The organism is Alteribacter populi, from assembly GCF_002352765.1.
Taxonomy (GTDB): Bacteria; Bacillota; Bacilli; order Bacillales; family Salisediminibacteriaceae; genus Alteribacter; species Alteribacter populi.
Window position 1 is genome coordinate 580,171 of the sequence record NZ_KZ293963.1, and the last position, 21,383, is coordinate 601,553.

General features: G+C 39.4%; 17 protein-coding genes and 1 pseudogene. 14 read left to right on the plus strand and 4 right to left on the minus strand.

The genetic code is table 11. From position 1 onward, the window contains the following. The first annotated feature begins 116 nt into the window (after positions 1-116). From CDZ94_RS02930 to CDZ94_RS02935, 3 genes are all read left to right on the plus strand, one after another. Positions 117-3,704 carry a dynamin family protein gene (locus tag CDZ94_RS02930; protein WP_096435038.1) on the plus strand — a complete coding sequence of 1,196 codons (3,588 nt, stop codon included), beginning with the start codon at positions 117-119 and terminating at the stop codon, positions 3,702-3,704. Between the two features lie 134 nt (positions 3,705-3,838). Beyond that, entirely contained in the window at positions 3,839-4,000 is a 162-nt protein-coding gene (locus CDZ94_RS21495; RefSeq protein ID WP_198520839.1) for a hypothetical protein, read from the plus strand. Positions 4,001-4,123: 123 nt separating this feature from the next. Then, positions 4,124-5,323: a DUF2515 family protein gene (locus CDZ94_RS02935; RefSeq protein WP_096435039.1), complete on the plus strand. Its 1,200-nt coding sequence runs from the start codon at positions 4,124-4,126 to the stop codon at positions 5,321-5,323. On the opposite strand, the gene CDZ94_RS02940 is transcribed toward CDZ94_RS02935, so the two are convergent. Further along, complete coding sequence (locus tag CDZ94_RS02940; RefSeq protein WP_096435040.1) at positions 5,320-6,180, minus strand: dimethylarginine dimethylaminohydrolase family protein; 861 nt, start codon at positions 6,178-6,180, stop codon at positions 5,320-5,322. The two genes, CDZ94_RS02935 and CDZ94_RS02940, sit on opposite strands and share 4 nt — an antisense overlap. Positions 6,181-6,560: 380 nt before the next feature. On the opposite strand from CDZ94_RS02940, the gene CDZ94_RS02945 reads away from it, so the two are divergent. Both CDZ94_RS02945 and CDZ94_RS02950 read left to right on the plus strand, forming a co-directional pair. Next, entirely contained in the window at positions 6,561-7,427 is an 867-nt protein-coding gene (locus CDZ94_RS02945) for a CvfB family protein (RefSeq protein WP_096435041.1), read from the plus strand. 30 nt (positions 7,428-7,457) lie between these two features. Next, positions 7,458-8,135, plus strand: coding sequence for a M50 family metallopeptidase (locus tag CDZ94_RS02950; protein WP_157911691.1), 678 nt, complete (start codon positions 7,458-7,460; stop codon positions 8,133-8,135). A 170-nt stretch (positions 8,136-8,305) separates the two neighbouring features. Here CDZ94_RS02950 and CDZ94_RS02955 read toward each other — a convergent pair whose 3' ends face one another. Continuing rightward, the gene (locus tag CDZ94_RS02955) at positions 8,306-8,920 is read right to left on the minus strand and encodes a YitT family protein (protein WP_096435043.1); all 615 of its coding nucleotides are present in this window, start codon (positions 8,918-8,920) and stop codon (positions 8,306-8,308) included. A gap of 205 nt (positions 8,921-9,125) precedes the next feature. Continuing rightward, positions 9,126-10,190, minus strand: coding sequence for an AbrB family transcriptional regulator (locus CDZ94_RS02960; RefSeq protein ID WP_096435044.1), 1,065 nt, complete (start codon positions 10,188-10,190; stop codon positions 9,126-9,128). 176 nt (positions 10,191-10,366) lie between these two features. On the opposite strand from CDZ94_RS02960, the gene CDZ94_RS02965 reads away from it, so the two are divergent. Both CDZ94_RS02965 and CDZ94_RS02970 read left to right on the plus strand, forming a co-directional pair. After that, positions 10,367-11,623: a M20/M25/M40 family metallo-hydrolase gene (locus CDZ94_RS02965; RefSeq protein ID WP_096435045.1), complete on the plus strand. Its 1,257-nt coding sequence runs from the start codon at positions 10,367-10,369 to the stop codon at positions 11,621-11,623. A 256-nt stretch (positions 11,624-11,879) separates the two neighbouring features. Beyond that, entirely contained in the window at positions 11,880-13,655 is a 1,776-nt protein-coding gene (locus tag CDZ94_RS02970) for a Rieske (2Fe-2S) protein (protein ID WP_096435046.1), read from the plus strand. Between the two features lie 105 nt (positions 13,656-13,760). Here the strand turns inward: CDZ94_RS02970 and CDZ94_RS02975 are convergent, their stop codons facing one another. Further along, a complete protein-coding gene (locus tag CDZ94_RS02975; protein ID WP_096435047.1) occupies positions 13,761-14,072 on the minus strand; it encodes a hypothetical protein in 312 nt (103 codons plus the stop codon). A 269-nt stretch (positions 14,073-14,341) separates the two neighbouring features. On the opposite strand from CDZ94_RS02975, the gene CDZ94_RS02980 reads away from it, so the two are divergent. The 7 genes and pseudogenes from CDZ94_RS02980 to CDZ94_RS21145 all read left to right on the plus strand — a co-directional run bounded on the left by CDZ94_RS02980 (position 14,342) and on the right by CDZ94_RS21145 (position 21,328). Then, complete coding sequence (locus tag CDZ94_RS02980) at positions 14,342-15,412, plus strand: DUF3900 domain-containing protein (protein WP_096435048.1); 1,071 nt, start codon at positions 14,342-14,344, stop codon at positions 15,410-15,412. Positions 15,413-15,677: 265 nt separating this feature from the next. Continuing rightward, positions 15,678-16,391, plus strand: a pseudogene (locus CDZ94_RS02985) (glycine betaine ABC transporter substrate-binding protein); the annotation flags it as partial. Between the two features lie 558 nt (positions 16,392-16,949). After that, complete coding sequence (locus CDZ94_RS02990; protein WP_096435050.1) at positions 16,950-18,371, plus strand: LVIVD repeat-containing protein; 1,422 nt, start codon at positions 16,950-16,952, stop codon at positions 18,369-18,371. Positions 18,372-18,596: 225 nt separating this feature from the next. After that, positions 18,597-19,526 (plus strand): CAP domain-containing protein, encoded by a 930-nt coding sequence (locus tag CDZ94_RS02995; protein ID WP_232735757.1) that lies wholly within the window; start codon positions 18,597-18,599, stop codon positions 19,524-19,526. 202 nt (positions 19,527-19,728) lie between these two features. Further along, positions 19,729-19,929: a DUF2187 domain-containing protein gene (locus CDZ94_RS03000; protein WP_232735756.1), complete on the plus strand. Its 201-nt coding sequence runs from the start codon at positions 19,729-19,731 to the stop codon at positions 19,927-19,929. Positions 19,930-20,210: 281 nt separating this feature from the next. Beyond that, positions 20,211-20,990 carry a 2-keto-4-pentenoate hydratase gene (locus tag CDZ94_RS03005; protein WP_096435052.1) on the plus strand — a complete coding sequence of 260 codons (780 nt, stop codon included), beginning with the start codon at positions 20,211-20,213 and terminating at the stop codon, positions 20,988-20,990. A 185-nt stretch (positions 20,991-21,175) separates the two neighbouring features. Beyond that, positions 21,176-21,328, plus strand: a complete 153-nt coding sequence (locus tag CDZ94_RS21145) for a hypothetical protein (protein WP_157811980.1) — start codon at positions 21,176-21,178, stop codon at positions 21,326-21,328. The last annotated feature ends 55 nt before the right edge of the window (positions 21,329-21,383 follow it).

Sequence of the window (21,383 nt, forward strand, 5' to 3'; positions counted from 1 at the left end):
ACATCTCCATTTCTATCTTTTCCTATTGTAAACGAATTCACTTTGAATTTTAAAGGTGAACTTCTCATTTATGCGAAAATTCGTTATAGTAAAAGAGGTAAGGAAGGGGGAGGCCAATGACAACAATCGTGAAAGATCTTAACAAAGAAAATGTGGATATTCCATTAACAATAGAAGAAAAGTTTCGCTTTCAAAAGCTAACGAATAAATTTGCTTCATCAACCTTTGAGGTTGCCTTTTGTGGCCATTTTTCCGCAGGTAAATCAACGTTGCTCAACCGACTCGTTGGAGCTGAGATACTGCCAACTAGTCCAATTCCGACGAGTGCGAATATTATCGGAATTGAAAATGGTGAGCTTGGTCTTACCGTTCATGCGAAAGGTGAGGAAGATCAATTGTGGTCGGGGGAAATCCCATGGTCCAAAGTACGAGAATGGGGAATGAATGGGCATGATATTTCTGGATTAACGATTAACGCTCCTTTTCCATTTTTGGGTAACTCGAGTCGAATTTTAGATACACCGGGTGTCGACTCTACTGATGATGCCCATGAAGCAGTAACAGTTGAACAGCTTTATACAACGGATGCTATCGTTTACGTAATGGACTATAACCATGTGCAATCAGAAACGAATCTTTATTTTCTAAAACAATGTTCTCTTGAAAAAAAACCGATTTTTCTCGTGATCAACCAAATTGATAAACATAACGAAACAGAAATCCCGATTTCGTTGTTTAAAGAGTCCGTAAATGAAGTGTTAGCAAAGTGGGAAATTAACATCATCGACCTGTACTTTACAACGATGAAACAACTAGACCATCCCTTAAATGAATTTGACCGATTTGAAAAGGCAATAAAGTCACTTTTGTTTCAAGGTCACGAACTTCGAGAACTTTTTAAGGAGCGATTAGAAAACGGTTTTTATCAAGCCGTTAAAAAACGGTTAGGGGAAGAAAAATACGAAGCGATTGAAGACGTTTCTAATGAAATGAATGAACATGGATATCAGATCAGGCAACTTGAAGAAAAGCAGCATTTAGAGCAAGAGCTCATCAGGCTAGATCAAATAGAGAAAGTGTTAACCCAACAATTTAACGACCAATTTAAACGAGTGTTTAAAAACGTGACGCTGTTCCCTTATACGACTACAGAGCTAGCTAAACGTTGGATCGAGTCGATGAAGTCTGGATTCAAAGTAGGTGTACTTTTTACTAAGAAAAAGACTAAAGCAGAGCAATCAGAACGCTTAAGCCGACTAGAGCAGGAGCTCGAGGATAAAGTGAAAACATTGATCCTTTATAAAGTGAAGGCTTATTTTCAAGGGCTGGACCGGACGAAGCTGACTAATACGGAAGCCTTTGAACATGCGTTATCAGCATTGAAAACACCGCCACTACATTCATTATTAATCAACAATGTAAAGGTAAACCATACTGATCGAAACTATGTACGTACGTTCACCCAAGAAATTACGCAAATAATTGTTCGTGATATCCAGCGTCAAGCAAACGAGCTAATAGCTTTGTACGCCGAGGGAATGGCCGACGATGCACAGGAACAATCCAAAAATATTAAGGATCAACTCGAGGAACTTAAAGCGATTTCTTCTTACCAAGAACGAATCGATGAGCTTAAACGTTCGTACGATGAAAATCTTCATAAAGTCGGGAAACTGTTAGAACAATTTCCACCGGACGATCAGCACAAAAAAACGTTATTCACTATGATGAAAAAAAGCTATCCGCAGGATGAAGGTTCCGGTGTTTCAAAAATTGAACTACCAAAAGAAAGTGTCATTTCAACAGAAGAAGAGGAAATTGATAACTTTAGGAATGTTGATTTTTCAGAAGAGAATACGCTCGCCTGGTTAAGTGACGTAAAGAGTACACTTCGAATATTTGAAGGGCAAAGTGTTTTGTCAGAAGAGCGCAATCAGCTGTTGAAACGTATAGCACGCTATGAAAATCAAACGTATGTCATTTCATTATTTGGGGCGTTTAGTGCTGGCAAATCTAGCTTTGCCAATGCGCTTTTAGGAGACGATGTGCTGCCGGTTTCACCCAACCCAACTACGGCTACTGTCAATACAGTACAGAAAAGTACGTCTCATCAGCCACACGGTACGGTCGATGTGATCATTAAAAAGGCAGAGAGCTTATCAGAAGAAATCGACGCTGTAAGTAAAGAACTAAATGAAAAAGTAACGCTAGAAACCTTATCAGACTGGAAGCCAAACAAAAAAGGTTATGTAACTAGCACTCAGAAAACATATGCAGAGTACCTTCTAACATTGCGTGACAGTTTGGCTGAAACCGATTGGGAATTGGGGACATCGTTCAAGGTTACCCTCAATAATCTTCAAGATATCGTAGCCAAGGAGCAAAATTCTTGTCTCGTGGAAAAAGTTCATATTTACTATGATAGTCCAATTACGAAAAATGGCATCGTATTAGTTGATACACCTGGGGTTAATTCGATTCATGGTCGCCATACTAATGTAGCGTTTCAACAAATGCGTCAATCCGATGCGATTTTTTATTTAACGTACTATAACCACGCATTCTCAAAAGCCGATCAATATTTCTTACAGCAAATAGGGAAAGTAAATGAAAGCTTTACTCACGATAAATTATATTTTGTGATTAACGCAGCCGACCTTGCAGGAAGTGAAGGAGAGCTACATGGTGTTCGTAAGCACGTCAAAGATCAATTAGTGGTAAATGGGATTGAATCACCGCGTCTCTATCACTTATCAAGTAAAGAAGGGTTGAAAGCGAAAAAGGCAAATGTAGAGGAATCAAATTCGTTTACTAACTTTGAAGAAGCCTTTTATAGTAAAACGATACTTGAACTCAAAAAATTAAGTGCTGAAACCATTTCCTTACAACTCAGTCAGTATGCAAACAAAATCGAACATAGCCTTTCCTTTGTGAATGCAAAAGAAGATGAGCAAAAAGAGCAGCATATACGGCTCATGGAGACAGTCGAGCAACAAACGGATCGTGTAAAAAAGGCGAGCTTTGACTATGTTCAGCAAGACGTTGTTGATGAATTTGAACAGCTGACAATATATTTACGAGAGCGGATGCGCTTTGTTTTAAATGATTATTTTACGTCAGCCATTAACGTTACAGTTCTTACTGGCAACTCTAAACGACAACTTCATGAACAGTTTTCCGGAGCTGTTAAAGAGTGGATAGCGTTTGGGGAGCAATTTATGCGACAAGAAGTGGAAGCGACATTGATACGAATGGAGGAACGAATAAAGCGACGTATAAAAAATTGGCTGAAAGATGAAGAAGCGCGTATACAAAAAGAGTTACCTTACTTGTCATGCGAATGCGACATCGTACTGGGAGAGTTAAAGATCAATATTCGTGAGTATATCATTGATATCGATGCGGCCGATTACTCCGATTTTATTAAATCGAAGAAGGACTTTTTTGAAAACGGACGAGTCAAGGAAGTAAAAGATGCTCTTGTAAAAGAAGGGGCACTCAAAGCATCTGACTTACTGCAGCAAATGACGCCAGAATTTGAAACTGTGATTCAAACAACTGTTTCAAAATTAGAAGAAACCGTAAAAACACAACTTGTCAATTCGATTAAGCGGGAACTGACCCGTTTTGAAGCTTTGTTTGACCCTGTTCTAAAAAATGAAATACAAAAAGAGTACAAGCAAGTGAATAAGCATATCGATTAACTTTCAATAGGAAGTAAAAAACCGGAAAGTGGCTATTGAATTTTCTTCATTGCACTTTTGACCTCCTTATTAAACACGAACACAAGAAAATCCATCGATCCTTCCACATAGATTAGATTAAAGGAGGGGAATGAATGGAGACGTTTGGGAGAGGTTGTTTTTACCTCATCGGCGGATTTATAGGTCTTATGGTGTTATCATTTTTCACGCAAAGCCAAATTAACGTGCCCTGGATCATTGCTATTCCACTCGTTATACTAGCCTTTTGGATCGCGAGTAAAAAGACGAAAGAATAAAACGGATAATCCCCCCTCCTCACACTTGCGGGAGGGGGGATTTTTCGTCAAATCTCTGGATTATATTAAAAACGTTTCATTTTGATTTTCAATCCTTCATAACCTTAACAGAGGAGGGAACTGATGGGTAACAGAAATTCATTATTAAATATCTCTGGAAACCTTTGGTCATGGTTAAAAAACGAAGCCGAACGATTAAAATATGAGAAGCTAGTATCCGTTGACTGGAAGTCACTTAACATTAATCACGATGCTGTGAAGAAAATAGAAGCGGCGTTAGTTGAAAAGCAAACAGGCCCTTCCTTTGTTTTGTCTTCAGATCAGCAGCTTATTCAATCGATTCGTGTAAAAACAGCTTATAATAACCGAAATAATGTGACGAGAACAACAGCATATCTCAAGTTCTATTTAGCACATCCAGAAGTTCATTGGGCATTTCTAGCTCACATGGTTTCTAGAAATGGCGGTTGGAACATGACAGATTTAAAAGGGAATTTACTTGATGGGATCATGTCACCCAATGATCAGAAGGTTTATTTTTCCTTTTTAGAAAAGGCGAATGCCCTTATTTTTGCAGATTCCTATCCTCAATTACTTTTATATGAAGCAAGTAAGGAAAAAAATAAAAACTATTTTAGCTTCCTTCCAAAGTTCGGAGTGTCTAGGTTTATGAAACCTATTTGGGATTATTTCTTAAAAGACCAGCAAGTCTCACAGCTATTAACAGTTGCACTCATCATCAATGAACAACATTATATCGATAAGCGCGTGGTCCAACACCCTCATTATAAAAAAGACGTCTTTAACAGTTGGCAATACCAAGCTCAGGACCTTTTTCAGCTAACCCAAGTGGTCTTTCCATATTTTCAAAAGCCAACGAATATTCGTTTAGCCGGGAAGTGGGTAAAGGATTTTAAAAGTGTCGCTGGAAGAATCACCATTGGAAAAGAACTTTATTCCATTTTGTTTGGCATTCCGTCTATTTACGAGGGGGTTTTAAGGTTCGCGAAGGAGATACCGCATACCGGTTCCAGAGAAGATTATTGGAACCACGTATTTTCCTCGTATTCAGAGAAACTAAAGAACAACTCTTGGCATAGCTGTTCTAAAAACAACGCTCCACCTTATTTGTACAGTCCAACATTAGAAAAAGCATGGGAGGATGTGATACATAAAGCACCCGCTAACGGTGATTGGTATCAAGGCCCAGGTACTTTTCGTTTTTTTTCCTCAATTAACACACCGAAGTCGTTTGATATAACGAGTGATTATTGTCGAGATCTTCACCATATGACACTATTCAAAGAAGCATCTTTGTTCTAAGCTTTCTCTCTTAAAAGTGGCATAGTGCAACAGCGAAATGATCCACCTGACTTGATAATTTCTGAAATTTCAATTTCAATAACTTCAAAGCCTCTTTCCCGAAGTTGTCCATTGACACCTTTGTTTACAGGTAAGCTATAGACCTTTTTATTACCAATAGAAAAAACATTCGTACCTAAAGTAAACTGCTCTTCTTCAGAAACATGAATACATTCATAACGCGATGTGAGAAGCTCTTCTTCGTGCTCACCTATTACGCCAGGAAACAACAAAGCTTCAGTTGGACTTACAATATTAAAAATACAGTCAAGATGCAGGTATTTATGAGGAAAAGATATAGGTATAATTTCATATTGCGGTAGCAAGCTTTGTAGATGTTCGATCGCTTTTTTGTCTGTTCGATCGCTTACTCCAATGAAGATATTCATGCCATCAACAATGACATCACCACCTTCGATCTTGTCACCTAGTAAATTATAATAGCTCGTCTCTGTCATTTTTAACCACGTTTTTAACGATTCCTCCTCTCCTTTACGAATTTTTTGTGCCATTTCTGCTACATAAATCGTTTGACCGAGTGTAAACCCAATGTCTCTTGTAAACACTTGTTCAGGATAATTTTCAAGAGGAGGCACATGTATCACTTCAACCCCTTGGGCAAACAAACTTTCTGAAAAAAGCTGATGCTGCTTTATAGCAAGGTCAATATTGATGCCTTCTTTTTTATATTTCTTTTGTGTTTCGTTAATCACGTCACGGATTGCAATATGCCTTGGTTCACACAAAACAACCTTTTTCAATTCTCCATACTCAGTATCACAATAAGTCAGCTTACTCTGGTCCATTTCTGATGTCATTTGTAAATCCTCCTGAAAGCATGATATACGATTATTCTTAACCATTCTCAATTCCATTACACAAAGCTGTAAAAGAGGATGTTCAAAAAGTCTGGGAACCATACCTGCGTAGAGGACCTTTTTCTAAGGGATATTTGCGTCTTTCCTACAGTTAAAAAGCAGTGTAAAATCAAACTACCCAGCGAATCCGTCGAGGTAGCTCGTAGTAATTGCACGATGTGACGAAAGTCAAGATGGGAATTTTCCTGACTTTTTGCTCCTTATTATATAAGACATACCAATGGAATTTTGTTCTAAGTGGAAGCTTCATTATCATATCAATGGAGTTTGCGATATAATACAATTTGAAACTTTTATTCCAGACGGAAAGAAGGCTTAATATGACAGGATTTCAATCAGGTACGATCGAGAAATTAACCGTATCTCAAGAAGTAGCGGGTGATTACGTTTTAACCAACGGAGACGATATCATCGTTCTTCCAAAACAGGAAGTAAATTCAAGCATTGAAGTAGAAGAGGAAATTGACGTATTTATTTACCAAAATAAAAAGGATCAGCTGATCGCTACGATGACATTGCCTCGGATTACAAGAGAAAATTATGATTGGGCGGAGGTCATTGAAAAAGTAAGAGGACTTGGTGTGTTTGTTGATGTAGGGTTACGAGATGATATTTTAGTTTCCAGTGATGATTTGCCATTGATCGAAAAAGTATGGCCCAAACCTGGAGATGAACTTTTCGTCACATTGGAAACAGATAAGAAAGGCCGCATGCTAGCCAAACCAGCGACAGAAACGGTCGTTCAGGATTCATGGTCACATGCGCCAAAATCGATAAACAACCAGCTTATTGGAGGGCGCGTCTATCGTTCCACAAAAGTGGGGTCATTCATCATTACCGAAGCCGGCTACCGTGGATTTATTCACCATTTTGAACGAAAAATCGAGCCCCGTTTAGGTGAGTGGGTAGAAGGCCGCGTCATTGATGTGAAGGATGATGGGACGATTAATGTAACGCTGCGCCCACTGAAACAGGAAGGAATCGAAGTGGATGCAGAGGCAATTTATTACTATTTAGTCCGTGCTGGTGGTGAGATGAAGTTTACTGACAAGAGTGATCCTGAAGCGATTCGCGACACGTTTAAGCTGAGTAAGGCCGCATTTAAACGAGCGTTAGGAAAGCTGATGAAAGAAGGAAAAGTCGAACAAAAAGATGGTGTAACTTCTGTTAAAAAAGAAGAAGAATGAAGCGATGCTGTTATTTAAATGGGTGATCAGATGGGTGACTTGACACACTATTTTATCCTCTTCCTTATCGTAATCATTCTTTCACATTTCCCCATTATTGGACCCTACATGAAACTGTTTAACACGATGATTCATGAAAGTTTAGGTCATGCTCTGATCGCAAGAATTACGGGCGGGCGTGTTGTTTCCATCCGCTTGTTTCAAAATACGGGCGGGTTGGCAATTTTTCAACACCATTGGATTGGACAGGTATTAACCATTTTTTCAGGATATCCACTCGCTTCTCTTATGAGTGTCGTTTATATCTATGCATTGTCATTGGGATATTATTTTTATATTGGCATAGCATTATTTGTTCTCCTTTCCTATATTTTGATCTTCTGGGTTCGAAACATAGTGGGGTGGGTATGGGTGCTTTCTGTCATGGTCGGAATCGGATCTTTATATCGCTTTGCAGATCCTTATCACTTTGAACTAGCCATTACCATTATTGGCTTAGCTACCCTCATTCAAGCGTTATCTAGCTCATGGGTTGTGTTTATCCTCAGTTTAAAAGACAGTAAGAATGCAGGTGATGCCAGCCTATTAGCGAAATCAACCTTCATCCCTGCACCAGTATGGGGGATGATTTTCCTTTTACAAGCTGTTTTCTTTTTCGTTTGGGGGACATTAATATGGTTTGGTTATGATCTATCACAATTAATTTAGGATAAAAGCTCCCAATTTTTTGTGAAGATCAAATGAAGAAAAGAAACCTTTAGGCCTAGGAGTAAATTGGTGTTTTATCGAGGGGAAGGCAATCTGATTTTGGAGATAGAAAGCAAAAACGCTTCGGATTTTCTCCGAAGCGTAACACCTCTCCAATTTTTATAACACAATCATGCTTGTCCAGTTGGATTGGTTTCTACAACTGTTTTTGCAGGGGCGTTTCTCTGCGCGATTTTTCCTTTGAAGATACTTATAATCATTGAAATCATCAGTACGGAAAGGATTGAATAAAATCCACGAATAAGGCCGACAGAGAAAAGTCCTGTGAGAATTACGAGAAAGTCAAAAACAAACAAGCTTTTACCTGGATCAAATCCGAATCTCTTCTGTAAGAAAAGTGAAAGAATATTGGCACCACCTAATGAAGAACCGTTCAAAAATAACACAGATAACCCTAAGCCGACGACCAATCCACCTAAAATAGCTCCTAGCAGCGGATTCACGTCAAATGGTGGCAATAACTGTAGAACTTCAGTCATTACTGAAAGAGTTGTAACTGCAAAAATCGTGGACACAGTAAACTTCCAACCCATTTTATAGAAAGATAGAATATAAAATGGAATATTAATTAAAAAGAATGCTAGCGCAAAAGATGAATGCATTAAATAAGATAAACTTAAAGCAAGTCCTGCTGTTCCACCGGTAATAATCGTAGAGCTTTGTAGAATAAGTACTCCGAAACTTACAACCGTACAACCTAGAATCATATATAATATACGTAACATAATGAAAATAAACTCCTTTAATGTATGCTGACAGTGGATCATTTTTTACACATAAACAGCATTATAACTTTGAAATCAGAGTTTGACAAACATCCACTTAAACGCATTTCAGCTTTAAATAGATAAAGTGGTTTAATGCTTGATGAAAAATAATAAGCAGCAGGTGTCTCGATAGGTTTAATTCCGACCTGTTGGGACACCTGCTTTAAGTACTAAATGAAGCTGTTTTTCTTTGAAAATACCATTTCAAGATAGGCGGGACGAAGATAATGATCACGAGTAGTCGAACGAGCTGCAATGCACTGACAATGGCTGGGTCACCTCCGACAATCGATGCAGTAAGAACCATTTCAATTAACCCGCCTGGGGCGACACTTAGCATGGCCGTAGCTAAATTAAGACTCGTCCATTCAGCTAATACCGCCCCAAGTCCAAAGGAAGCGGCAATCAACCCTACTGCTATTGCAAAATAAACGAGACAGTATTTCCCGCCTACCTTTAAATCATTAAACGAAATACGCTTGCCTAAACCAATCCCAACGGTAACTTGAGCAGCGATAAGAAGTAGGGGTGGAAATGGCGGAAGAGCAGTACCAAATATGTTGATTAATGCCGTGATTGTTAACGGAATGATGACAATCCCAGCCGGTATGGTGTTCCTCATTAATACTCCAATGACAACTGGGAGGATATAAAGGGTAGCATTCCAACTCCACGGTACAGCAGATTCATTTAACGAGGTGGACACCTCTGCTCCGGCTTGGCCTGAAGAGAAAGAGAATACGATTACAAATGGAACAATGAACAACACAGTTAGCAATCGTATGGTTTGAAAGATAACCACAAGTGAAGTGTTTGCTTTTAGTGCCTCGCTGGCAATCGCCATTTCTGACAAGCCCCCAGGAATAGCCCCAAAAACACTAGTGACTCGGTCTACATCAATCCACTTCGTAACTACCGTTGCAAATAGAATACTTGTGGCGATAAGAGCGACAGTAGCTGAAACATAAGGCAAAAGATACGGCCCGACAGTTACAAACGTACTTTTGGTAAAATACAAACCAAAATAAATCCCTAGAGTGAGAAAGCCGGTATTTTTTACTGGTTCAGGCCAATTTGCATTACGTTTTGTGATTCCTTGCCAAACCAGAACAAAAGATAATGCGCCAAGTACCCAGGGTAAGGGGAGGTTAGCTACTGCAAATACAGCCCCCCCAATCGTACCAATAGTAAGTGTTTCTAAAAACCTCGCGATCTTGTTCGGTGTCATCTACAAGACTCCAATCTATTTAGATAATCGAATAATCAACTAACAAAATTGTACCACAACTCTGCCAATTTTCTGATCACTCTTGTGTTTTTCTAAGTTGTATAGAGGACTCTTTGTGGTTACCAACGAAGTAATCAACGACTGCTTTTAATACATAAATACAGGAGGCTCTCTAAATGGAAGTAAAACATGAACAAGTTAAGGCTGTATTTGACCAGCTTCAGAACCATAAGGAGATTAAGAAGGTGCTGTTCAGCTTTCAAGATAAAAATGAGCTAACACTTCAAGATCAAATAGATCTTACTGCCATACCGGCACCGACTTTTCATGAGGCTGAGAGGGGGGCAGAATTTGCTAACCGTTTAAGAGCACTTGGATTACATGATGTTACAACGGACGCTAATGGAAATGTCTTTGGAGTACGAAAAGGAACCAGGAAAGGACCTAATCTTGTAATCTGTGCTCACCTTGATACCGTTTTTCCTGAAGGAACGGATACAGTTGCTAAAAGGAAAGATGGCAAAGTCTATGCCCCAGGTATTGCTGATGACGGTAGAGGATTGGCTGTTGTCCTTACTTTAATAGAGTCTCTTCATCTTTCATCACTGAAAACAAAGGGAAACCTCATTTTCGGGGCAACAGTTGGAGAAGAGGGACTCGGAGATTTGTATGGGGTAAAGGGCCTTTTTGAAGAACGAAGTGACATCGATGGATTCATCTCAATTGAACCGGGATCGCCAGCACGAATTATTTACGCTGGAACAGGAAGTCTTCGTTACCGCGTTACTTTTTCCGGAACAGGTGGGCATAGCTTTGGTGATTTTGGTACCCCTAGCGCTGTACACGCTCTTGGCCGGGCCGTTCAAGAAATATCCAATTTGGAAATCCCTTATGAACCTAAAACCACGTTTAATGTTGGTGAAATATCGGGGGGTACGTCAGTCAATACAATTGCTGCTGAAGCTACGATGGTCATTGATCTTCGCTCCACAGAACCAGAGGCGTTAAAGAAGCTTGAAAGTAAAGTGTTGACGATCATTGAGCAGGCAGCTGAAAAAGAGAACGAACGTTGGGGAAAATCTGTCATCCAAGTGGAAGCAATGCTAGTCGGTAACCGGCCGGCAGGTTCACAACACACCGAGGATTCAATCGTCCAAACAGCTGTAGCTGCTACAAAGTCAATAGGGTTTGAACCACTTTTAAGTCCCCCGATCAGTACAGACTCAAACGTTCCGATTAGTTTGGGAGTTCCTGCCTTAACGCTTGGAGGAGGCGGAAGCTTTGGTGGAGCTCATACATTAAATGAGTACTTTGATCCTACTGATGCTTTTTTCGGACCTCAGCTAATTTTCTTGACGATGATGGCTCTGGCGGGTGTAGAAGGTGTTTGTGAACCAACATTACCAAAAAAAGAAGGAGGCGATCGTCTTTAAAGTACGTGTTCAACAGGAGCATAAAAGAACGAAGTAGAGAAGAAGTAAAGAAGCTTCCGAGGAGCGGGCTGACTCCTGTGTTCTCCACAGGACGTGGCGATACATACACATTTAGTACGACACATAACTTGAGCGGATTTATGAACACCCTCTGAAACTACACCTACAGTCTTAGAAAAGTTCCATTCACTCTCTCACGTATCTTTTACGCCTTTCACATACGATAAAAGTGTAAATTCTATTAGGGGTGATAAGAATGAGCGAAGAAAGAATTTATGCCGGCACAGTCACTGAATTAAGAGAAGCGAAGACGAAAGTAGTAAAAGGGGGCAATCATGGTATTGCTGTTCTTTATGATGATGGAGAGGTATACGCGGTTGACAACCGCTGTCCTCATTTAGGTTTCCCCCTTCATATGGGAAGTGTGTGTGATGGCCTCCTCACTTGTCACTGGCACCATGCCCGTTTTGATGTGAAAAGTGGAGGAACACTCGATCCATGGGCAGACGATGTACCTACGTATCCGGTGAAAATTAACGGAGAAGAAGTGTGGATTGAAGCAGAATCGAGAAATCGCAATACATTGTCAACCCTTGAAAGCCGATTAAAGGAAGGTCTGGAGCAAAACCTCAGTCTAGTGATCGCGAAAGCAGTCGTAGGGTTAGTGGAAGCACGTGTTCCACTTGCTGACATTGCAAAAATAGGTGTTGAATATGGTACGAAACATCGTTGGAATGGGTGGCGTTCGGGTCTTACTATCTTAACAGCAATGACAAGTATGCTTCCTTACTTAGACAAAAATGGGCAAATACTCGCTCTTTATCAAGGGCTAGTTCATGTTGCTCGTGAAAGTGCTGGGATGGGTACACGATTTCTGTTAGGTCCACTCCCTGTTAAAGAAAGTAATGATTGTCCTTCTATGGAGCAATTAGCAAAATGGTACCGGCATAACGTAGAAGTGCGCGATGTACAAGGGGCAGAACGGGTTCTCTTAACAGCGATCGAAACGGGAGCAACAACAAGAGAACTGGCTGATATGATGATGACTGCGATTACCGATCATTATTATATGAATGTCGGGCATACTCTTGATTTTCATAATAAAGCATTTGAAATGCTAAATAAATTAGGAGATAGTCATCGATCTTATGTTCTTACTTCTCTCTTGCCTGAATTAGCGAACGCTTCTAGAAGTGAAGAATCTCATAGCTGGCAAGCACCGATCAATTTAGTTGCTCCTTTAGAAAAAGCGTTTGATCAACTTCAGGAATTAATACAAGTGAACAATAGAGATTCTGAAAACCAAACGTTAAATGAAGAGGAATTGGTTAAACAACTCATTAGTGACGATCCCGTCAAAACAATCGAATCATTAATGCAAACGTTAAGAGAAGGGACATCGCCTGTAAAACTTGGCCAATTAGTAGCCCTTGCAGCCGCTGAAAGAGTAGCGCGTTTTCATATTCAAAATGAATTCAGAGACTGGATCACCGTTCTCCATACGTTCACTCATGCGCATGCGGTACACGAAGCTTTGAAAAGATCAGTGACACCTGAATTAGTAAGGGGTGTCTTTCACGGGGCGATGAGTATCTACTTAGACCGCTTTTTAAATACACCTTCTGCACGGCGTCCAAAAGTTGACAAAAAGGAAGAAGGAGTAGTGCCGGCAACAGATGGTCTTTTATCCTTGCTCAATCAGCAGCAGCAAACGGATGAAGCAGCTAAATGGGCTATGAATTATTTAGCGCAAGGTGGAGCGAAGAAAAATCTCTTTAATACTTTAGGGCATGCATTACTACGAGAAGATGCAGAATTTCATTCATTTCAAATGTATGAAGCAGCTGTAACTGAGCATGAAGGTTGGGCGAGTGAAAGAAGCGAATTTGCTCAATGGGCCCAAGAAACAATGATTATTGCTGCCACACGCTACCTAGCTGCCCACGCACCAACATCAAGAGAAACCCCGCACACAGCTAAAATTGCACTCAGATTATCAAAAGGAGAAAAGCTTTTTGAAGAAGAAGAGTAAGTAAGAATAACTGATAGATGATCAAAAAAGTGTTATGCTCATTGCTTAGAGGGTGTTTCAAAAGGTAAAAACGAACCTTTTGAAACACCCTCTTAACGTATATTTTTAATCATTTTTCCTACTTTTGTTCTTTTCGATTTCTTCAGAGACAACAAAGGCAAGGTCATCATTCCCGAACAAGGACAAGACACCAAGAACAGATTCATTGAGAATTTCTTCTGACTCTTCCTTTGGTACCGTCAAGTCAAGGCCCTGCTGCAATGCGGGGTTGGCAGCCTGATTAGGATAGGCTCTCACATACAATTCTACAGGATCTAGGTCGTTATTTACACACCACTGGGCAAAAACGAGAATCATCATGTTCTCATCTTTTTGGTAGTTCTTGATTATTTGTTCTTCCATCTCTTTTTGATTCATATAAATTCTCCTTCAATTATAAGTCTATCGTCATTATAACGAAACTTCTTAGCTGTTCCAATGGTGTTCTGTTTCAATGAACAGTGATATAATACGAAAGGCGTTTTACATATAAAAAAATTAAAAGTAATACAAAAAGGCCGCTAAAAGCAGGAAGTATCTCGAGGCTTTTACCTGCGTTACACGGATTTTACACTAAATAGCCCGATGTGCTTTTTATCCTTCTTTTTGAACAAGCGATTAAAATAACACTTAAATAGGTGATCATGATGGATTTTGCAATAGATTTTGCTTCATTTTTTGTTGTCCAAGTTGACGGACAAGGGGAGGAAGCAGATAAAACATACAAACATTTTCAAACATTAAATAGTGAGGAATACTTTACAAGTCCACTTAGGGAATTTCTAGACGGTGAACTTATGAAAATTTCGAAGCGAAAAGTAGAGAGGAATCCAAAGTCGGATCAAGTACCGACGAAGATTGGTCAATTTGTAGTAGAACCTGGCTATGAGCTCGATACCAATCCAAATTACAATATGTTTAACCGGATTAGAACAGCTACTTCGGCAGAAGATTTTAGAACAAACAGTGAAGATCTTGTTCGTGCTTATATGAATACAAGTGCAATTCGAGGAGGTGCCCTTCTCGTCATCAGAGCAAAGCTAACGAAGTATATGGACGACAAGTTTGTGTTTGTTTTAAAATGTGATTTTGAGCCTAAGGTTGCTTCGATTGCAGATGAACATACGCTTATTCGCCATGTAGAAATGGCCATTACTACGAAAAACATGAAGTCAATTCAGTACCCCTATATGCCGGAAGAAGGGATGACCGAGGAGCGGGAAATAAAAATTCATCAATCTTCCCATGCCCGCTATTTTGAAGACTTTTTGAAGTTTATCGAATACAGCAAGTCCATGCCTGAGATTGTAAAAACCAAAGTGATCGAGACAGCACAACAGTACATAGCTGAAACGTATGAAGCAGATAGTGAAGAGCGGATTCAAGAGGAGGAAAGTATTGAAGCGTGGGCAAATACACCAGAACGCCATCTTCAAGAAAAATGGACTGAAGACCAAGTTATTGAAGCCTCCACACCAATTCTTGAACATCAACCTGAAATTGAAATGAAACTAAAGCTCGATCACATCGACGTAAAAGGACTGCTTTCCGATTTCAGTGAAAACATCCATATTGCAAAAGTAAATGGAAAATATGTGATTCTCATTGAAGGAGAGTCGTTTTCGTTTGAAAAAGGAGCATCACCCGTTGAATTTTTACAGCCTGACTCGTTAGAGAATGTGTTGAAGCGAATTGGAAGTAAAGGAGTAACTGAATAAATAGGAATGTTTATGGAAATTATTTGGTTAGCAAGAAATAAATAATTCTGTACAGGGAGTGATTTATTCTGGTTAAAAAAAACTTAAAAAGCTGGAACTTAAAGCAATATGTTTCATTTCTTCCATTCGGAATCTTATTGATGAGTATCCTTATTTCAGGGTGTGCTCCACAGGACACTGATGAACCAGACGGGGAACATGCTGACTCAGCTGATAAGCCAACCATTACATTTGGTAAGTACCGTACCAACAGGCTTGGGTACCACTAGCAATTATTGAAAACATAGCTGAAGAGCTTGGGTACCCTACAGAAACTACTGAAGGTGATGTTGGTGTGATGTTCCTTGGGCTTTCAAGGGGGGATGTAGATATTTATCCTGATATGTGGTTACCAACGCTTCATGCTAGTTATTTAGCAGAACATGAAGATGATATTGACATCGTAGGAACAATATATGAAGAGGCGCCTGTAGGTTGGGCTGTACCTGATTATATGGACATTGATAGTACGGAAGAATTAAAAGGAAATGAAGATCTGTTTGATGGTGAACTCATTGGTATTGAGGCGGGAGCCGGTATGATGCCGACATCTGAAGAAACGTTAGAAGAGTACGACCTTGATTTAAACCTTATTTCAGGAAGTACTGAAGCAATGCTAGCAGCAATTATGAGAGCTACTGGTAATGAGGAGCCGATTGTATTTCTAGCCTGGCGTCCACACACTATGTTTCAATTATTTGACATAAAAATGTTAGAGGATCCAAAAGGTATTTGGGAATATGACAATGTCAAAACAGGTGTGAACAAAGATTTTGCGGAGAAAGCTCCAGAACTGTATTCTTTCCTCGAGCAATTTGAAATGAGTATTGATGAAGTTGAAGACTTTATGCTACGAATGGAGGATGAAGAGCTAGACGCCGTGGCAGAGGAGTGGATAGAAGAGAACCGTTCGCAAATCGATGAGTGGTTAGAAAATTAAATTATTGAAATGTGAGAACAAAGTATTTTTTCTTTTATAAACTGACGTTAAAGCTCACTTATGGGCTTTTGACGTCAGTTTTATTTTTAAAATTTAATTTAAATAGTCCCTTTTTTCAAGAATTAATTATAAACAATCTACGATCCAATGTCTAGTTCCAGTTGCCATCGTTTCGTGTCAAATATCCTGTTTGCCTCATAATCAAATAACAACATTCGTTTAGAAAAGAGCTTACTGACGATAATGCCTTTTAAAAAGGAAAATTCTCCCATGGTATTTGGTTGAATGGTACTAAATGATCCGTAAAATATTTTTAATGTTTCGGAATTTTAAATGATATACACCCAAAGAATTAAATTTAATAAGTGGGATATGCATGACCATTAATATTCGTTTTAAAACGACATAATCATTAAGCGAAATTAGTGTAATAGAACTGATTGTTTAGTGAAAAGTGCAAAAATAGACGAAAAATAGGGAAAATTCAATATAGATTGTTAATTAAAAGTTTTATACACTTTATATGTTCAAGATATCAAGGAAACAGGAGGAGGATTTATGAAAAAAAAGAAAAACTTAGTTATTAAAACAGCAGTAGCAGGTGCACTCGTTTTTACAGCATTCACACCAACTGGACTAGCCCATGATGCATTCGAGGGCAATTCCAAAGAAGGAACAGTTTTTGATCACGATGCTCTAGAAATGTTAGCCGAGCCCGATATGGAGGGTGGAAAAAACCTCGAATTTTTACACGAAGCAGCAGCTGTACAAATAAGTGAACTGGATGGCGTTCAAAATAACACTGCAGATGTTTATGCACATAAAGGCTTTGCTTATCTAGGAACACATACGGCCAACGGAGCTAATGGGGGGGTCCGTGTTTTTGATTTAAAAGATCCGTCAAACCCTGAGGAAGTATCCGTTTTTGCCAATGAAATACCGAATACGTGGCAAGAAAAAGTGATTGTAAAAAGTGTGAATACTCCAGAATTTAAAGGAGATTTAGCCGTAGTCAGTCTCCAACAAACGTCTAGAAATAACCAGAATAGACCAGACAGTGTTGGAGGCGTGCTCCTTTACGATGTATCTGACCCATATGAACCTGAACAACTGGGCTTTTACCAGCTCGACCGAACTATTACTGGAACACATGAATTGTACTTAACGACACAAGGAAACCGTGCCATCATGCTTCTCTCAAACCCTTATGCCGATTATTACACAGGTGGTGAGGAGAGAGACTTCCAAATTCTTGATGTAAGTGACCCTGCAAATCCTGAAAAGTTATGGGAGTTTGACCCTAGAGATCTTGCAGAAGTAGATGAATCATTTAATGGCTATCACTGGGATTCTCCAGATGGTCATACACGACCAGTTTTTAACCACAGCGTCATAACTGATAGTAGAGGGCATTATGCTTACGTGTCTATGTGGGACTTAGGAACTGTTATTTTTGATATTCGCAACCCTGAAAACCCTGAATATTTAGGAAGAACTGAGTTTGCTGATGACCAAAAAGGAGCGGCTCATTCTGCAGCACTTGCTAGAGGTGGTACTGTTTTGATTGAAACACGCGAAGTAGCAAACCCACACGGTGAAGGCTACGAAAGTGCATACGGCTACACTCGTATCTTTGACATTAAAGATAAAACAAATCCAGAACTACTAAGTGAATTTACAACTGACTTAACGTACGACTTTTCTCCACCAGTGAGCACATTTGCTAAAACTGTTCATGACCCTAAAGTTCACGGGAACACATTGTACTTGTCGTATTATTCGGGTGGTGTTCTTGGTGTAGATATTACCGATCCAAGTAAACCCGAAGAAATTGCTCGATACACTTCCGATCAGGCAAACGTTTGGGGCGTATTCGTAGATAGAAACTATGTTTTAGCCTCAGACATGGGACAAGGTTTGAAAGTATTACTTAAAAATAACTCGAATAATGGAAACAGTAACAATCCACTCCAATATTAAAGCAACTTTTATGTTGCATACAAAGGGTATCCTGAAAAAATTTAGGATACCCTTTTCCGTTTTACGTGGTCACTTTGATTGTTAACCTCCTTTAGATTGTACCCCCATATGTTACAAACATAATCCTCCCCTTTTTCTCATTTTCTCAATTTTTTACCACCTATAAATTTTCCTCATTTATGAAAACTAAACATGATAATTAAATGAAGAAGGAGGAAAAGTAAAATGAATAAAAAGCTTATTTTTGTATGTATTTTTAGCATTGTTACAATGATTTTCAGTGCTTGTAATGGAGGGGAGATGGACGGTGCAAGCCCGAATCGAGATGAGGGTATGAGGGGGCAGCAGCAACGCCACCAAGAATCTCAGCCATTTAACCCTTACGATGAGTTTGAGATTTCAAGTGACAGCACAGATATTTCAAGTGATGAGTTTCCTCACACGAAAGCAGTTCGAATCCAAGATGCGAAATTCGATTTTGATGTTGATCCAAATCAAATTCATCCTGAAGAAATGTATGATCAAATCAGAGATAGAGTAGACATGGATCTGCCTGATTTCGACCAATTGGTACCGCGCCAGCCTGAACAGGAGGGGCCACAACAACCAGAGCAGCCTCCAGAGCCCGAACAGGAGCAGCCTCAGCCTGAACAACCTGAACCGGAACAGCAACCTGAACCGGAACAGCCGCAAGAGCAACCTGATCAAGGACAACCTGCACCAGAGGAGCCTCAACAAGAAGAGGAGCCTCAACAGGAGACAGTGCAGCAGGAGGAATTAAAAGAGTTTGAGCGGCAAGTGATTGAGTTAACGAATGCGGAAAGAAGCAACAATGGTTTAGGTGATTTAGAAACCAACATTCCTTTATGTAATGTGGCACGCGAAAAGTCTACTGACATGCAGGAAAACAATTATTTCTCACATACAAGTCCAACATACGGTTCTCCGTTCGATATGATGCGCGACTTTGGTATTTCTTATAATTCAGCGGGAGAAAATATTGCGCAAGGGCAACAAACTCCTGAACAAGTGGTGCAAGCTTGGATGGACAGCCCAGGTCACCGTGAGAATATTTTAAACGGTACCTATACTGAAATTGGTGTAGGATATGATCAAAATGGTCATCATTGGACACAAATGTTTATCAGTCAATAAAGAAGCATCGAAAAAAAAGAAAGTTTTGAACATAAGCATGTGCAATCACAAATGCACATGTTTTTGTTATAATAACACTCCAGACACCACAGAATGAAAAATTTCATCAACTTTGATTCTTATTAAAAATGTGGGTAACTTAGAATGCGTTTTGGGTATGGTATCTTAAGAAGATCTTTATTCCGTGTAAGGAGGTTTAATTGTGGCAGAACAAGAAAAGAATGAAAGTCCGATTACTGTAAAAGTAGATGATGACGTAAAAGTCGTAAAGGGTGAATTCAAAGGTCTAGATGCAAAAGTGATAGCAGTTTACACAAACTCAATTGCTGTTGAATTGAATAAAAAGCTAGAAGATGGCAGTTACGCTAGAACGGTTTTACATCATTCAGAGTATACAGAATAAAGTTGCAAACTTATGCAGAGAAAATTAAGAAAAACAGCGTTAGCTTCCGCCGCATGTCCAAGGATGCTTTTCCCTTGAGACGAGCTGAAGGAATCTTTCAAAAAAGCCCGGGAATATCAAATATGATATCACCCGGGCTTTTCTATTCTTAAGGAGGTGGTATAAATTCGTTAAGGTTTGTCATGAAAATTCAGAAAAGTATTGGTTTTTTTAGCGGGTTCTTGTAAAATAACGATTAAAATCGTTTGGTGAATGAAACAACATTTTGAGGAGATGACCCGATGAGCTATTTAGACAAGATTCCTGAGCAATTATTTCACGCTGAAGAAACGAGACAACCGATGAATTTTATTAGCCATGTCCAAACATTTGATGAAAGTACAGCATATCATCTCCAAAACAAGTTTATTGACAAGAAATCAAAGGCAAAATCTGAACAGGTGAAGGGGTACAAAATCAGCATGACCAGTCCTGAAACCCAAGCTTTAGCTAATACTCATGAACCAGCATATGGAACCCTTTTAACTTCGAATGTATTAGAAGAACCGGTCTCACTTTCCCTAAATGAGTTGTTCGAACCGTTACTTGAACCTGAGGTGATATTCACATTGAAAGATGACCTGCCACCTCATGCGTCTTTAGATGAAATCCGTGAAAAAAGTGAGGTGAAAGCAGGGTTAGAGGTGCCAGACTCCCGATTTCATAACTGGTTTCCTAACTTTGGACTTATCGACCTCATTAGTGATAATGCATTCACTGGAAAAGTAATTACTTCTAAAGAAAAACAAGATGCAACGAGTATTTCGCAGCTTGAACAAATTCGAATGGACCTTTTTTATAATGACCGAAAGATTGCGGTAGGGCATTCATCCCAAGTGATGGGTAACCCTCTTGTATCTGTTCAATGGTTGGTTAAAAAACTGGCGATACAAGGAAAAACATTAAAAAAAGGAATGATCATTTCTTCTGGGACATTTATTTCGCCAATCCCTCTAGAGAAAGGAAATTATACGGTGTCATTTAGCGGCATTGGTTCCCTCTCTGTTACAATCACAGAGTAAATCAAGGTATGATTCCGTTTTGCGGAACGAAAGCTTAAATTCCTTGCTTTGCAAATGACATAAATGTTTGCCTCAAATCCATAATGTAGAATATTCGAGCTGTTATTTTCCCAAACTTTTTTAACATCCTCCTATCGAACATGCAGGAAGGTCACGGGTAAGCAAATGGAGAGGGGGAGTTTACTTTGCCGGGTATTCTCATAACAATCGCCTGGGTGATTGTAGGGATCCGCAGTACGATCCGCTTTGTAAAGCTAATTAATACCGGAATGAAAGATTGGCTTGAAGTACTGTTCCATTTGTCCATCATCCTTATTGCGCTCTCGTTTATATTGTAGGCACCTTAAAAGGCCGTATCTCTAACAAGATACGACCTTTTATTTTATCAATTTA